The organism is Pseudomonas sp. TMB3-21 (genome assembly GCF_054898145.1).
Map to the genome: position 1 here is coordinate 4,274,212 of NZ_CM142718.1, position 14,885 is coordinate 4,289,096.

Consider the following 14,885-nt stretch of genomic DNA (forward strand, 5'->3'; position numbering starts at 1 on the left):
AGGAGGCTCGCTTCCTCCGGTACCAAGCACTTATTCCTGACGACTACCCGATGTCAACAACGGCATTTTCCACTGACCATCGGCCACTTGAGGTTTCGGCAGATACAGCCGTAACACTCCGAAAAAAGGCCCGTCCGGCGCCGGCAGCCAGTTACTCTGCAGCGCCTCGGCTGGCGCGTCGCGTTGCACATAAAGCGTCAGACCCCCGTCGGTATCCATGGACAGCTCCGGCAACATTCGCGAGTTGATCAGGTAGCGGTTCAGCGGGTTGGCTACCAGGAGTTTGTTTTTGCCGTTGTACATCGTCAATGACCAGAACGCCTCGGCCGGGGGCAGGGCGTCTTTGTCAAACCGCAGGGTGTAACTCCTCCTGGAAGCGTCTAATGGCTGGCCGTCCTTGTCGGCAAAATAGCCGATGTAGGCGGCTTCTTCCGACGAATTACCGAAAATCCCCATGTTGGCGCCCGCGTAGCGGTACAGATAATTACCTTTGAGATGATCGCGTGAGCCGAAAAAATCACCGCTGGTGACCTGGTGAGTATCGATCCGGGCTTTTTTGAGCGTGGCGAATTCCGCCTTGGCGTCTGCAATACCGTCTTCCAGTGCCTGGCGCTGATCGGGGCTCAGATCAGTGACATTGAAGGGCTTGCCGGCCTCGATGCCGATCTCTTTGAAACGCGCCAGTAACGGTTTTTCAGCGTCCTGAGCCGGAGCGAATGTCAGCATGAAATTCAGGTAGCGGAACAGGTCAGGGGTGTCGCTCATGGTGGGCGCGGGTTTTGGCCAATCAATGTTCGGCGCCGGCGGCGGGGCTTGCTGTTTCATATAATCGCTAAGCTTCTCAACGGTATAGCCTGCCTGGATGTCCTTGACCTTGCTCAAGTCGTTGGCATCAAACAACTGCGTGCGGTATAGCGCATACGCAATATTGGTTTCACTGCGCAGCAGGCGATCAACATCGTCGGGTGGCTGACCCTGCCAGTCCGGCCCCGCAATCAAAAATCGACCGCCGTTATTACCGGTGCTCCGCGTGCCGAGGTAGGCGAAATTCTGCGTGTAGGCGTCGATCAGTTGTACTGAGTAATAGCGCTTTTCATCAATGGGCGGCAGCGTCAATACCAGCGGTTCGTTGCGCAGGTCCATCCAGACGAACGAGTAGGGCGTGTCGGCGTTTGGTGTGACGAATGCGGTGTCGTGTGCGGTGAAAGCCGTGGCAGTGTTGCCGATCTGGTTCAGCGGTGCTTTGAAATTCTGGCTTTGGTCGTCTACGGCCTGGGTGTACAGGGTTTTGTACATCTCCACCATCGGAAAACCATAAAGATAGGCCTCCTTGGCGATTGCCCGCGCTTCCTGCGGAGTTGCGCTGAAGCTGGTTTTGTCACCGCTGGCAAGGTCCTGAGCGCCCACGCCGCAACTTACGAACAAGATCATCAAGCTGTAGCCCGCCGCGCGAATTGCACCGTGCATATCGAAAATTCCTGATAGCCAAAATGACATTGAATCAAGCAAACGCAGTGGAGCGTTCTACTGAAGTTAGCAGTAAACGTGGGGGGCACCAGCAGGGGGATTGATTCGAGTTATTTGCACGCAGCGGCAGCAGCCGGTGATTCTTACAGATGCAGAAAATCATCGCCACTGACCACCCGTAATAGTGTGAACGGAAGGTGAACCTTTCCATTTTGTATCCGGCCATAGGTCCCCGGCGCATTTCATGGTTAACTTCTGCCTCGTCGAATTTCCATATCAACGTTCAGAAGGACTCCGTTCATGGCTCAAGTCACTCTCAAAGGCAATCCGGTTCAAGTCAACGGCCAACTGCCACAAGCCGGTTCCAAGGCGCCAGCCTTTTCTCTGGTGGCCGGCAATCTGTCCGACGTGACCCTGGCGAGCTTCGCCGGCAAGCGCAAAATTTTGAACATTTTCCCAAGCGTCGACACCCCGACCTGCGCCACTTCGGTGCGCAAGTTCAACGCCCAGGCCAATGAACTGGCCAACACCGTCGTGCTGTGCATCTCTGCTGACCTGCCATTCGCTCAGGCCCGTTTCTGCGGCGCTGAAGGTCTGGAAAACGTGCAGAACCTGTCGACCCTGCGCGGCGCCGAGTTCATTGAAAGCTATGGCGTGGCAATAGCCGACGGTCCGTTGAAAGGCCTGACCGCCCGTGCCGTCGTGGTACTGGACGAAAATGACAATGTCCTGCACAGCGAACTGGTCAAGGAAATCGCTGAAGAGCCGAACTACGAAGCGGCTCTGTCTGTTCTGAAATAAGCAAACCATTACAATTGATAACGGCTTGGCCCCTCCGCCAGGCCGTTTTCATTTGTGCTTCAACGCTTTAGTTAAATCTCCTGTTACGTAAGCAGAAGGTAAATTGCCGGTAAAGGCGCTTTGCTTAAGTCGCTCCAGTGCTTATCGTTCAGCCTCCTGTAAAAGAAGCTCTCGCGCCCAATGGTTGATCATTCAATGCAATCCTCTCCCCGTAATTCCCGTCGCTGGCTATTCGGCTTGCTCGTCCTGTTGGTCGTCGCTGTGCTGTGCTGGAAATTCTGGCCGAACAGCGCTGCGCCAAAAGAAGGGGCCGGGCAGAAAGCGGCTGCCGGGCAAACCGGCCGGGCGGGTGGCATGCGTCCAGGCTTCGGCGGCGCAGCGGGGGCCATTCCGGTACGTGTGGCGCCAGCAGTGAGGGGCGACTTCCCGCTCTATTACAAGGCGCTGGGCACGGTGACGGCGCTGAACACCATCAACGTGCGCAGCCGGGTCGGCGGCGAGCTGATCAAGATCTCGTTCGAAGAAGGGCAAATGGTCAAGGCGGGCGATCTGCTGGCTGAAATCGATCCACGTCCTTACCAGAACGCCTTGCTCCAGGCCCAGGGCACGTTGCTGCAGAATCAGGCACAGTTGAAAAACGCTCAGGTCGATGTCGAGCGGTACCGCGGTTTGTTCCGCGAAGACAGTATTGCCAAGCAGACGCTGGACACCGCCGAAGCGCTGGTGGGCCAATATCAGGGCACTGTGAAAACCAATCAGGCAGCGGTCAACGATGCCAAACTCAACCTGGAATTCACCAAAATACGCGCGCCGATTGCTGGCCGCGTCGGCTTGCGTCAACTCGACGTCGGCAACCTGGTCGCCGCCAATGACACCACTGCGCTGGCGATCATCACCCAGACGCAACCGATCAGCGTCGCCTTCACCTTGCCGGAAAACAGCCTTGACGTGGTGCTGACCCGTTACCGCTCGGGTGCCAAACTCCCCGCCGAGGCCTGGGACCGTGGCGACACCAAAATCCAGGCCACCGGCGTGCTGCAGAGCCTCGATAACCAAATCGACGTGACCACCGGCACCCTCAAATTCAAGGCCCGTTACGACAACCGCGATCAGGCCCTGTTTCCCAATCAGTTCGTCAACGTTCATCTGTTGGCTGACACGCTGAAAGACGTGGTCCTGGCGCCTTCGGCCGCGATCCAGTTCGGCACCAATGGCACCTTCGTCTATGCACTGGACGGCGACAAGAAGGTCACGATCCGCGCATTGAAAATCGGCGCCAGCGATGGCGAGCATACGGTGGTGACCGAGGGTCTGACTGCCGGTGACCGCGTGGTCCTGGAAGGCACCGATCGTCTGAAGGAAGGCAGCGAAGTGGAAGTGGTCAGTGACAGCAAGGATGTGCCGACCACCCCCACTGAACACCTGCAGGGCAAATCGGCCGCCACGGCGCCGGATGTGAGCGTTACCGACAAGGCGAAAAAGGGCGGCGCATGAACATCTCGCGGCTGTTTATCCTGCGTCCGGTAGCGACGACCCTGAGCATGCTGGCTATTATTCTGGCCGGTGTGATTGCCTATCGCCTGCTGCCAGTATCGGCCTTGCCCCAGGTCGATTACCCGACCATCCGCGTGATGACGATGTACCCCGGCGCCAGTCCGGACGTGATGACCAGTGCGGTCACTGCGCCGCTCGAGCGTCAGTTCGGGCAGATGCCCGGCCTGACCCAGATGGCTTCGACCAGCTCCGGCGGCGCCTCGGTGCTGACGCTGCGTTTCAGTCTCGACATCAACATGGACGTCGCCGAGCAGCAGGTGCAAGCGGCGATCAATGCGGCGACCAATTTGCTGCCAGACGATTTGCCCGCGCCGCCGGTGTACAACAAGGTCAACCCGGCGGACACCCCGGTACTGACGCTGGCCATCACGTCGAAAACGATGCTGCTGCCCAAACTGAATGACTTGGTCGACACGCGCATGGCGCAGAAAATCGCCCAGATCAGCGGCGTCGGCATGGTCAGTATTGCCGGCGGTCAGCGTCAGGCGGTGCGGATCAAGGTCAACCCCGAAGCGCTCGCCGCCAATGGTTTGAACCTGTCGGATGTTCGCACGCTGATCGGCGCTTCCAACGTCAACCAACCAAAAGGCAATTTCGACGGCCCGACGCGCGTATCGATGCTCGACGCCAACGATCAACTGACTTCGCCCGAAGATTACGCCAACCTGATCCTGGCTTACGCCAATGGCGCGCCGCTGCGGCTCAAGGATGTCGCGGAAATCGTCGACGGGGCAGAGAACGAGCGTCTGGCTGCATGGGCCAACGAAAACCAGGCCGTGCTGCTGAATATTCAACGCCAGCCCGGTGCCAACGTCATCGAAGTGGTTGATCGAATCAAAGCGTTATTGCCGAGCATCACTGACAACCTGCCCGCTGGCCTGGATGTCACCGTACTGACCGACCGCACCCAGACTATCCGCGCTTCCGTCACCGACGTGCAGCACGAACTGCTGATCGCCATCGCGCTGGTGGTCATGGTCACGTTTCTGTTCCTGCGGCGTTTCAGTGCCACGATCATTCCGTCGGTGGCCGTGCCGCTGTCGCTGATCGGGACCTTTGGCGTGATGTATCTCGCGGGATTTTCGGTCAACAACCTGACCTTGATGGCGTTGACCATCGCCACCGGTTTTGTGGTCGACGATGCCATCGTGATGCTGGAGAACATTTCCCGCTACATCGAAGAAGGCGAAAGCCCGATGAATGCGGCGCTCAAGGGCGCCAAACAAATCGGCTTTACCCTGGTTTCCCTGACGCTGTCGCTAATCGCGGTATTGATTCCGCTGCTGTTCATGGCCGACGTCGTGGGGCGTCTGTTCCGCGAGTTTGCGATCACCCTGGCGGTGGCCATTCTCATCTCGCTGGTGGTGTCTCTGACACTGACGCCGATGATGTGCGCACGCTTGCTCAAACGCGAGCCGAAGGAAGAAGAGCAGGGCCGTTTCTACCGTGCCAGTGGCGCAACAATTGATTGGATGATCGCTGCTTACGGGCGCAAGTTAACGTGGGTTCTCAAGCATCAGCCGCTCACGCTGCTGGTCGCTGTCGGTACGCTGGCCTTGACCGTGTTTCTGTACATGGTGGTGCCCAAGGGCTTTTTCCCGGTGCAGGACACCGGGGTCATCCAAGGCATTTCCGAGGCCCCGCAGTCGATTTCGTTTGCGGCGATGAGCGAGCGTCAACAAGGTCTGGCGAAAGTGATTCTGGCGGACCCGGCAGTTGAAAGCCTGTCGTCCTACATAGGCGTGGACGGTGACAACTCGACGCTCAACAGCGGACGCCTGCTGATCAACCTCAAGCCTCACAGCGATCGCGACTTGAGCGCGACGCAAGTGATCGGTCGTCTGCAACCCGAACTGGACAAACTGCCCGGCATTCGCCTGTTCATGCAGCCGGTGCAGGACCTGACTATCGAAGACCGCGTCAGCCGCACGCAATATCAGTTCAGCATGTCGTCGCCGGACTCGGAATTGCTCAGCCTGTGGAGCGGCCGACTGGTTGAGGCTTTGGCTCTGCGGCCGGAGCTGACCGATGTTGCCAGTGACCTGCAGGACAAAGGTTTGCAGGTCTATCTGGTGATCGACCGGGATGCGGCGTCGCGGGTCGGCGTATCGGTGTCGAATATTACCGATGCGCTTTACGATGCCTTTGGTCAGCGGCAAATTTCCACTATCTACACCCAGGCCAGCCAGTACCGGGTGGTCCTGCAATCGCAGTCGGGCGAGAAAATCGGCCCGGATGCGCTGAATCAGATTCACGTCAAAACTACCGATGGCGGGCAGGTACGCCTGTCGAGCCTGGCGCGTATCGAAGAGCGACAGGCGCAACTGGCGATCACCCACATTGGCCAGTTTCCGGCGGTGATGATGTCCTTCAACCTGGCGCCCGGCGTGGCGCTGGGGCATGCCGTAGAGATCATTGAACAGGTGCAGCAGGACATCGGCATGCCGATTGGCGTGCAGACCCAGTTCCAGGGCGCGGCCGAGGCTTTTCAAGCATCACTGTCGAGCACCTTGCTGCTGGTTCTGGCTGCGGTGGTGACCATGTACATCGTGCTCGGCGTGCTGTACGAAAGCTATATTCACCCGATCACGATTCTCTCCACCTTGCCCTCGGCGGCGGTTGGCGCTTTGCTGGCGTTGCTGTTGAGCGGCAACGATCTGGGGATGATCGCGATCATCGGCATCATCTTGCTGATCGGTATCGTCAAGAAAAACGCGATCATGATGATCGACTTCGCCCTCGACGCCGAGCGCAATCAGGGCCTGGACCCGGAAACGGCGATCTATCAGGCGGCGCTTTTGCGTTTCCGGCCGATTCTGATGACCACACTGGCGGCGTTGTTCGGCGCTGTCCCTTTGATGCTGGCCACCGGCTCCGGCGCGGAGCTGCGTCAGCCGTTGGGTCTGGTCATGGTTGGCGGCCTGCTGCTGAGCCAGGTGCTGACGCTGTTTACCACGCCGGTCATCTATCTGTACTTCGACCGTCTCGGCCGCCGCTGGGGGCGCAGATCCGAGCCGGCAGCCGTGGTTGAGCAGCCATGAATCTGTCCGGACCGTTCATCAAGCGCCCGGTCGCCACCATGTTGCTGAGCCTGGCGATCATGCTGCTCGGCGGCGTGAGTTTCGGCTTGTTGCCGGTATCGCCGCTGCCGCAGATGGATTTCCCGGTGATCGTGGTGCAGGCCAGCTTGCCCGGGGCCAGTCCAGAGGTGATGGCGTCGACCGTGGCAACCCCGCTGGAACGCTCCTTTGGCGCCATCGCCGGCGTCAACACCATGAGCAGCCGCTCCAGCCAGGGTTCGACCCGGGTGATTTTGCAGTTTGACCTCGACCGCGACATCAACGGTGCGGCGCGAGAGGTGCAAGCAGCAATCAACGCTTCACGCAATCTGCTGCCCAGCGGGATGCGCAGCATGCCGACCTACAAGAAGGTCAACCCCTCCCAGGCGCCAATCATGGTGCTGTCGCTGACCTCGGACGTGCTGGAAAAGGGCCAGCTCTACGATTTGGCCTCGACCATTCTGTCGCAGAGCCTGTCGCAAGTGCAGGGCGTCGGTGAGGTGCAGATCGGCGGCAGTTCGTTACCGGCGGTGCGCATCGAACTCGAGCCGCAGGCGCTCAATCAGTACGGCGTGGCGCTGGACGATGTGCGTAACACCATCGCCAATGCCAACGTGCGACGACCCAAAGGTTCGGTCGAAGACGGCGAGCGGCTGTGGCAGGTGCAAGCCAACGATCAACTGGAAAAGGCCAAGGATTATGAGTCGCTGATTATTCACTACGCGGACGGTGCCGCGCTGCGCCTGAAGGACGTGGCCAAGGTCAGTGACGGTGTCGAGGACCGTTACAACAGCGGTTTCTTCAATAACGATGCTGCCGTGCTGTTGGTGATCAACCGGCAGGCCGGTGCCAACATCATCGAGACGGTCAACGAAATCAAGGCGCAGCTGCCGGCCTTGCAAGCGGTGCTCCCGGCCAGTGTGAAGCTGAATCTGGCGATGGACCGCTCGCCGGTGATCAAGGCTACGCTGCACGAGGCCGAGATGACCTTGCTGATTGCCGTGGCTCTGGTGATTTTGGTGGTGTACCTGTTCCTCGGCAATTTCCGCGCATCGCTGATTCCGACATTGGCCGTGCCGGTCTCGCTGGTCGGCACCTTTGCGGTGATGTACCTGTACGGATTCTCGCTGAACAACCTGTCGCTGATGGCGCTGATTCTGGCGACCGGGCTGGTGGTCGACGATGCCATCGTGGTGCTGGAAAACATTTCCCGGCACATCGACCAAGGCGTGCCGCCGATGAAGGCCGCGTACCTGGGCGCGGAAGAAGTGGGTTTCACCCTGCTGTCGATGAACGTGTCGCTGGTGGCAGTGTTCCTGTCGATTCTGTTCATGGGCGGTATCGTCGAGAGTCTGTTCCGGGAGTTCTCGATCACTCTGGCGGCTTCCATCATCGTCTCGCTGGTGGTCTCGCTGACGCTGACGCCGATGCTCTGCGCGCGGTGGTTAAAGCCGCACACGCCGGGCCAGGAAAATCGTCTGCAACGCTGGAGTCAGCGTACCAACGACTGGATGGTCGGCAAATACGCCACCAGCCTTGATTGGGTATTGCGTCATCGACGCCTGACGTTGCTCAGCCTTATCGTCACAATCGGCGTGAACATCGCGCTGTATGTCGTTGTTCCCAAGACATTTATGCCTCAGCAGGACACCGGTCAACTGATCGGTTTTGTCCGCGGTGATGACGGGCTGTCATTTACCGTGATGCAGCCGAAAATGGAGATTTTCCGCCGCGAGGTGTTGAAGAATCCCGCAGTGGAAAGCGTCGCGGGGTTCATTGGTGGCAACAACGGTACCAATAACGCCTTCATGCTCGTGCGTCTGAAACCGATCAAGGAACGCGGCGTCAATGCACAAAAGGTCATCGAACAACTGCGCAAGGAAATGCCCAAGGTCCCCGGGGCGCAGCTGATGCTGATGGCCGATCAGGACCTGCAATTCGGCGGCGGGCGCGAACAGACGACCTCGCAATATTCCTACATCCTGCAAAGCGGTGACCTGAGCCTGTTGCGCGCGTGGTATCCAAAAGTGGTGACGGCGCTGAAGGCATTGCCGGAGCTGACCGCGATCGATGCTCGCGAAGGGAGCGGCGCGCAGCAGGTGACGCTGATAGTCGACCGTGATCAGGCCAAACGCCTGGGCGTCGACATGAACATGGTGACGTCGGTGTTGAACAACGCCTACAGCCAGCGGCAGATCTCGACGATCTACGACAGCCTCAACCAGTATCAGGTGGTTATGGAGGTCAATCCGAAGTACGCGCAGGACCCGATTACCCTCAACCAGCTCAAGGTCATCACCGCCGACGGCGCACGAGTTCCGTTGTCGACGATTGCCCACTACGAAAATAGCCTGGCAGAAGATCGGGTCAGCCACGAAGGTCAGTTCGCCTCCGAAGACATCTCGTTCGACATGGCCGAAGGCGTGACGGTGGAGCAGGGCACCGCTGCCATCGAGCGGGCCATCGCCCGGGTTGGCTTGCCGGAAGGAGTCATCGCGAAAATGTCCGGCACTGCCGACGCATTTGCCGCAACGCAAAAGAGTCAGCCGTGGATGATTCTGGGGGCGCTGGTGGCGGTGTACCTGGTGCTGGGCGTGTTGTATGAAAGTTATATTCATCCGCTGACCATCCTCTCGACCTTGCCGTCGGCCGGGGTCGGCGCGTTGTTGTCGATCTACGTGCTGGGCGGTGAGTTCAGCCTGATCTCGTTGTTGGGGCTGTTCCTGCTGATTGGCGTGGTGAAGAAGAACGCCATTCTGATGATCGACCTCGCCCTGCAACTGGAGCGGCATCAGGGCCTGGCGCCGCTTGAATCAATCCGCAGTGCCTGCCTGCAACGCCTGCGACCGATTCTGATGACCACGCTGGCGGCGATCCTCGGCGCCTTGCCGCTGCTGCTCGGCCGTGCCGAAGGTGCGGAAATGCGCCAGCCGCTGGGCCTGACCATTATCGGCGGGCTGATTTTCAGTCAGGTGCTGACCCTTTACACCACTCCGGTGGTTTACCTCTATCTCGACAAACTGCGCCATCGTTTCAACCACTGGCGTGGGGTGCGTACCGATGCTGCTTTGGAAACCCCGTTATGACTGACCGTTCGCTCACCCGTCTGCCTACATCGCTGATCACCGTGCGAGGGGCGCGTTTACTGAGCCTCACGCTGTGCGTGGCGCTGCTCAGTGGCTGCGCCATCGGCCCGGATTACCAGCGTCCACAGGCCGCCGCACCGGTGCAATACAAGGAAGCGGCTGGCTGGCGTCAGGCCAACCCGAGCGATTCCCTGGCACGTGGGGCCTGGTGGGAGTTGTACGGAGACCGCCAGCTCAATGAGCTGATCGAGCAACTCAACCGCTCCAACCAGACGGTTGCGCAGTCGGAAGCACAATATCGCCAGGCGCAAGCGTTGGTCCGCAGCGCGCGTGGGGCATTTTTCCCGACGGTGGATCTGAGTGTCGGCAAAAACCGTTCGAGCCAGGGCACCGGCAGCAGTAGTTCCAGCCTGACAAGCTCCTCCAGCGGTATTCGCGACACCTACACGGCCCAGGCCGGGGTGAGTTGGGAAGCCGATGTCTGGGGCAAATTGCGCCGGGGGCTCGAAGCCGACACCGCGAATGCCGAGGCGAGCTTTGCCGATCTGGCAGCGATGCGCCTGAGTCAGCAGTCGGAACTGGTGCAGAACTACCTTCAGTTACGCGTGATCGATGAACAGCGCCGCCTGTTGCAGGCCACTGTCGAGGCCTATCAGCGCTCGCTGAAAATGACCGAAAACCAGTATCGCGCAGGTGTTTCCGGCAAAGACGCGGTGGCGCAGGCGACAACACAACTGAAAAGCACCGAAGCCGAGATGGTTGACCTGATCTGGCAACGGGCACAGTTCGAGAATGCCATCGCGGTGCTGACTGGCGTACCACCGGCTGAGTTCAGCATTGCCGAAACCACGGACATTCCTGCACTGCCTGCTGTGCCATTGGAGCTGCCGTCGCAATTGCTCGAGCGGCGGCCGGATATCGCCTCGGCCGAGCGTTCGGTGATGGCGGCCAACGCGAACATCGGTGTCGCCAAAGCGGCGTATTACCCGGACTTCACGCTGAGTCTGAACGGCGGTTATAGCAGCAGCACGACCAACAACTGGATCAGTGTGCCCAACCGCTTCTGGTCGGTTGGCCCACAACTGGCGATGACTTTGTTCGACGGTGGTCAGCGCTCGGCGGAAGTCGATCGCAGCGAGGCGGCTTACGATGAGACTGTTGCTGCCTACCGGCAAACCGTGCTCGACGGGTTCCGAGAAGTGGAAAACTATCTGGTGCAGCTTAAAGTGCTGGAAGACGAATCGGCCGTTCGCCAGCAGGCGTTGGACGCGGCGCGAGAATCGTTGCGCCTGATACAAAACCAATACAAGGCCGGGGTGATTGCCTATCTCGATGTCGTCGTCGTGCAGGCGACCGCGCTGAACAACGAGCGCAATATGCTCGATTTGATGCAGAACCGTTTGATCGCCAGCGTCCAATTGATCGCAGCACTGGGCGGCGGCTGGGACGGCGCGCTGCAGCCGCCTGAAAAACGCTGATTGTGGTAGCAGCTGCCGAGCGCGCGAGGCTGCGTTAGAGCGCGCAGCGGTCGTAAACCTGTCACCGCAACTGACTGTCTGGCGACGGCTACGCCATCGGACGCAGCCTCGCGGGCTCGGCAGCTGCTACGGACTTGGGGCTTTCGTCGTTGAAGTAAAATTTTGAAACAAGCGTTTCATCGGCTTGCTGGCGTTTTGGTTATTTTGTCAGTGCGTTACTCGGGGGAACCTATACACTCGCGCGTTTTGCATCGCCGCGAATGGAAGCAATCCGGCGTGTTCAGTCTCGAGAAACAGAACCTTCATGCTCACCGGTACTTATTCCACCTCGCTAGTGGTCGTCTCGCTCTGCGTGGCGATTCTGGCCTCCTATACCGCACTGGATCTGACCGGGCGCATTGCCTCCGCCAAAGGTCGGGCCGTGCATTTCTGGACGGCGGGCGGCGCTATTGCCATGGGGATCGGTGTGTGGTCGATGCATTTTATCGGCATGCTCGCCTTCGATTTGCCAATCGACCTGGGTTACGACGTGACGCTCACGGCGTTGTCACTGATCACGGCGGTCTTGTCCTGCGGCTTCGCCCTGTGGCTGGTCAGTCAACCGCAGTTGCCGGTCTGGCAGTTGGCCTTCGGCGCGCTGGTGATGGGCGCCGGCATCAGCGCGATGCACTACACCGGTATGGCCGCGATGCGCATGCAGCCGGGCATCGATTATGACCCGACGCTGTTCAGCGCTTCGTTGCTGATCGCCGTCGGCGCGTCCGGGGCGGCGCTGTGGATCGCCTTTCGGCTGCGCCAGCACTCGCCCTATGTTTGCCTGATTCGAGGTGGCGCGGCGGTGATCATGGGCATCGCCATCGTCGGCATGCACTACACCGGCATGGCCGCCGCGCGGTTTCCGGACGGCAGTTTCTGCGGCGCGGCAGTCGATGGCCTCAACGGCAAAGGCCTCGACAGCCTGGTGCTTGTCACCACGCTGGCGGTGCTGAGCATCGCGTTGCTCACGTCGATCCTCGACGCGCGACTGGAAGCACGAACGGCCAGCCTGGCCGCTTCGTTGACTGAAGCCAATCGAGAGCTCAGGCAGCTGGCCTTGCACGACAACCTCACCGGCCTGCCAAACCGGATGCTGCTGGCAGACCGGATTGACCAGGCGATGGCGAGGGTGCAGGAGCAGGGCGGTTACTTTGCGTTGATGTTCATTGATCTCGACGGATTCAAACCGGTCAACGACGCGTTTGGCCATCACATGGGCGATCAGTTGCTGCGCGAAGTCGGCCTGCGTCTGCGTGAGGATTTGCGCAGCCCGGACACACTGGCGCGAATCGGTGGCGACGAGTTCGTGCTGCTGGTGCAGTTGGAGGAGGCGAACGACGCCTTGGCCTTGGCCGCGCGGCAAGTCGGCTTGATCGCACGGTCGTTCCGCGTGGCCGAACATGACCTGCAGATCTCCGCAAGTGTGGGTATCGCGTTGTATCCGGGCAACGGTGAAACCGCCGATGAGCTACTGATGAATGCCGACGCGGCGATGTATCACGCCAAAGGTGCTGGCAAAAACGGCTACAGTTTTTTCGATGCGTCGATGAACAGCAACGCCCGCAAGCAACTGCAACTGCTGCAGGATTTGCGCACGGCATTGGATCAGTGCCAGTTCAGCCTTTATTACCAACCCAAATTTGACGCGAGCAACGGCCGCCCGGTTGGTGCCGAAGCGCTGCTGCGCTGGGTGCACCCGACGCAAGGCATGTTGTTACCGGACAAGTTCATCGATCTTGCAGAGAAAACCGGCCTGATCATCCCGATTGGCGAATGGGTGCTCAACGAAGCCTGTCGGCAGATGCGCGAATGGTACGTCCTTGGCTATACCGACTGGCGTATCGCGGTCAATCTTTCGGCGCTGCAGTTTTGCCATGCCGGGCTCGTGCAAAGTGTCGCCAAGGCCTTGGCCACTCACCATTTGCCGGCTAACAGCCTGACTCTGGAAATCACCGAAACCACCGCCATGAGCGACGCCGATGCGAGCATGACCGTGTTGCAGGAGCTGTCAAACATGGGGGTTGATCTGTCCATCGACGACTTCGGTACGGGTTATTCGAGCCTGATGTACCTTAAACGCCTGCCGGCCAACGAGCTGAAAATCGACCGGGGCTTCGTCCGCGATCTGGAACATGACAGCGACGATGCGGCCATCGTGTCCGCCATTGTCGCGCTGGGTCAGGCACTGGGGTTGCGCATCGTTGCCGAAGGTGTGGAAACCGGTGTTCAGCAGGATTTCCTGACGCAGCTGGGGTGCGATTCGCTGCAAGGCTATTTGCTGGGCCACCCGCTCCCGGCGGATCGGTTTATGGTCGATATCATTCGTGGAGAGCAGTTGGCTGCCGGTTGAAACATTCCGTAGCAACTGGTGAGCCTACGAGGCTGCGTCCCGCGGCGCAGCCGTCGTCAAACCGGCCAACACCCTTTACCTGAACAACCTCAGCCAATAATCTCGCGACGCCTGCGCCGCCGAACGCAGCCTCGCAGGCTCGACAGCTGCTACAGGTCATGCAAAAAACCCCGATGGCGGTTATCCTTTGCTCCGACTGCACAGGTGTGAAGCGGGAGAACAGGCAGCATGGAAAAAGTCATCGTCATCACCGGCGGCAGCCGCGGCATCGGGGCTGCCACCGCATTGTTGGCCGCGGGGCTGGGCTATCGGATCTGCATCAATTACCAATCCGATGAAGAGGCAGCGCACAACGTTCTGGAGCAGGTCCGCGCACTCGGCGCGCAAGCCATCGCCATTCGTGCTGACGTCAGCATCGAGGACGAAGTGATCGCCCTGTTCAATCGCGTGGATGCAGAGCTTGGCCGGGTGACCGCACTGGTCAACAACGCCGGCACCGTGGGGCACAAGTCCCGGGTCGATGAAATGTCCGAATTTCGCGTTCTCAAAATTCTCAAGACCAACGTTCTGGCGCCGATCCTCTGTGCCAAGCACGCCATCCTGCGCATGTCGCCCAAGCACGGCGGGCAGGGCGGCAGCATCGTCAATGTGTCCTCGGTCGCGGCGCGCTTGGGCTCGCCAAATGAATACGTGGATTACGCGGCTTCAAAAGGTGCGCTGGACAGCTTCACCATAGGCTTGTCGAAAGAAGTCGCCGGTGAAGGCATCCGGGTCAATGCGGTACGACCTGGTTATATCTACACCGACTTTCACGCGTTGAGCGGGGATCCGGAAAGGGTCAGCAAGCTGGAATCAGGCATTCCCATGGCTCGCGGCGGTCGACCGGATGAAGTAGCCGAGGCGATAATCTGGTTATTGTCGGACAAGGCTTCTTATGCAACCGGGACATTTGTCGACTTGGGCGGTGGGCGCTGAGCGCGGTCTACTGTCATTGTTGCCAGTAGACACTAGTCTGCGGTGCATCTAGATTGGCAGTGGCCTCTCCTCTGTGGAG

The 14,885-nt window shown here is 59.6% G+C and carries 8 protein-coding genes; 7 read left to right on the forward strand and 1 reads right to left on the reverse strand.

The annotated features are described in order from the left end of the window. Positions 1-30: 30 nt before the first annotated feature. Positions 31-1,431: a DUF1254 domain-containing protein gene (locus tag ACYZTS_RS19550; RefSeq protein ID WP_461996486.1), complete on the reverse strand. Its 1,401-nt coding sequence runs from the start codon at positions 1,429-1,431 to the stop codon at positions 31-33. Between the two features lie 336 nt (positions 1,432-1,767). Between ACYZTS_RS19550 and tpx the strand changes: the two genes are divergently transcribed. The 7 genes from tpx to ACYZTS_RS19585 all read left to right on the forward strand — a co-directional run bounded on the left by tpx (position 1,768) and on the right by ACYZTS_RS19585 (position 14,806). Further along, positions 1,768-2,268: a thiol peroxidase gene (tpx, locus tag ACYZTS_RS19555; RefSeq protein WP_028620605.1), complete on the forward strand. Its 501-nt coding sequence runs from the start codon at positions 1,768-1,770 to the stop codon at positions 2,266-2,268. Between the two features lie 180 nt (positions 2,269-2,448). Further along, complete coding sequence (locus ACYZTS_RS19560) at positions 2,449-3,762, forward strand: MdtA/MuxA family multidrug efflux RND transporter periplasmic adaptor subunit (protein ID WP_461991375.1); 1,314 nt, start codon at positions 2,449-2,451, stop codon at positions 3,760-3,762. Then, complete coding sequence (locus ACYZTS_RS19565; RefSeq protein ID WP_461991377.1) at positions 3,759-6,863, forward strand: MdtB/MuxB family multidrug efflux RND transporter permease subunit; 3,105 nt, start codon at positions 3,759-3,761, stop codon at positions 6,861-6,863. Before ACYZTS_RS19560 ends, ACYZTS_RS19565 begins: the two co-directional genes overlap by 4 nt. Then, the gene (locus tag ACYZTS_RS19570; RefSeq protein WP_461991379.1) at positions 6,860-9,967 is read left to right on the forward strand and encodes an efflux RND transporter permease subunit; all 3,108 of its coding nucleotides are present in this window, start codon (positions 6,860-6,862) and stop codon (positions 9,965-9,967) included. The genes ACYZTS_RS19565 and ACYZTS_RS19570 overlap by 4 nt, the downstream gene beginning before the upstream one ends. Further along, positions 9,964-11,445, forward strand: coding sequence for an efflux transporter outer membrane subunit (locus ACYZTS_RS19575; RefSeq protein WP_461991381.1), 1,482 nt, complete (start codon positions 9,964-9,966; stop codon positions 11,443-11,445). The genes ACYZTS_RS19570 and ACYZTS_RS19575 overlap by 4 nt, the downstream gene beginning before the upstream one ends. Positions 11,446-11,749: 304 nt before the next feature. Beyond that, entirely contained in the window at positions 11,750-13,831 is a 2,082-nt protein-coding gene (locus tag ACYZTS_RS19580) for a putative bifunctional diguanylate cyclase/phosphodiesterase (protein ID WP_461991384.1), read from the forward strand. Positions 13,832-14,059: 228 nt separating this feature from the next. After that, positions 14,060-14,806: an SDR family oxidoreductase gene (locus tag ACYZTS_RS19585; RefSeq protein WP_461991386.1), complete on the forward strand. Its 747-nt coding sequence runs from the start codon at positions 14,060-14,062 to the stop codon at positions 14,804-14,806. The last annotated feature ends 79 nt before the right edge of the window (positions 14,807-14,885 follow it).

Excerpts from the sequence above, each read along its gene's own strand:
- ACYZTS_RS19550 (WP_461996486.1), bottom strand. The coding sequence starts at position 1,431 with ATGATCTTGTTCGTAAGTTGCGGCGTGGGCGCTCAGGACCTTGCCAGC.
- tpx (WP_028620605.1), top strand. The coding sequence starts at position 1,768 with ATGGCTCAAGTCACTCTCAAAGGCAATCCGGTTCAAGTCAACGGCCAA.
- ACYZTS_RS19560 (WP_461991375.1), top strand. The coding sequence starts at position 2,449 with ATGGTTGATCATTCAATGCAATCCTCTCCCCGTAATTCCCGTCGCTGG.
- ACYZTS_RS19565 (WP_461991377.1), top strand. The coding sequence starts at position 3,759 with ATGAACATCTCGCGGCTGTTTATCCTGCGTCCGGTAGCGACGACCCTG.
- ACYZTS_RS19570 (WP_461991379.1), top strand. The coding sequence starts at position 6,860 with ATGAATCTGTCCGGACCGTTCATCAAGCGCCCGGTCGCCACCATGTTG.
- ACYZTS_RS19575 (WP_461991381.1), top strand. The coding sequence starts at position 9,964 with ATGACTGACCGTTCGCTCACCCGTCTGCCTACATCGCTGATCACCGTG.
- ACYZTS_RS19580 (WP_461991384.1), top strand. The coding sequence starts at position 11,750 with ATGCTCACCGGTACTTATTCCACCTCGCTAGTGGTCGTCTCGCTCTGC.
- ACYZTS_RS19585 (WP_461991386.1), top strand. The coding sequence starts at position 14,060 with ATGGAAAAAGTCATCGTCATCACCGGCGGCAGCCGCGGCATCGGGGCT.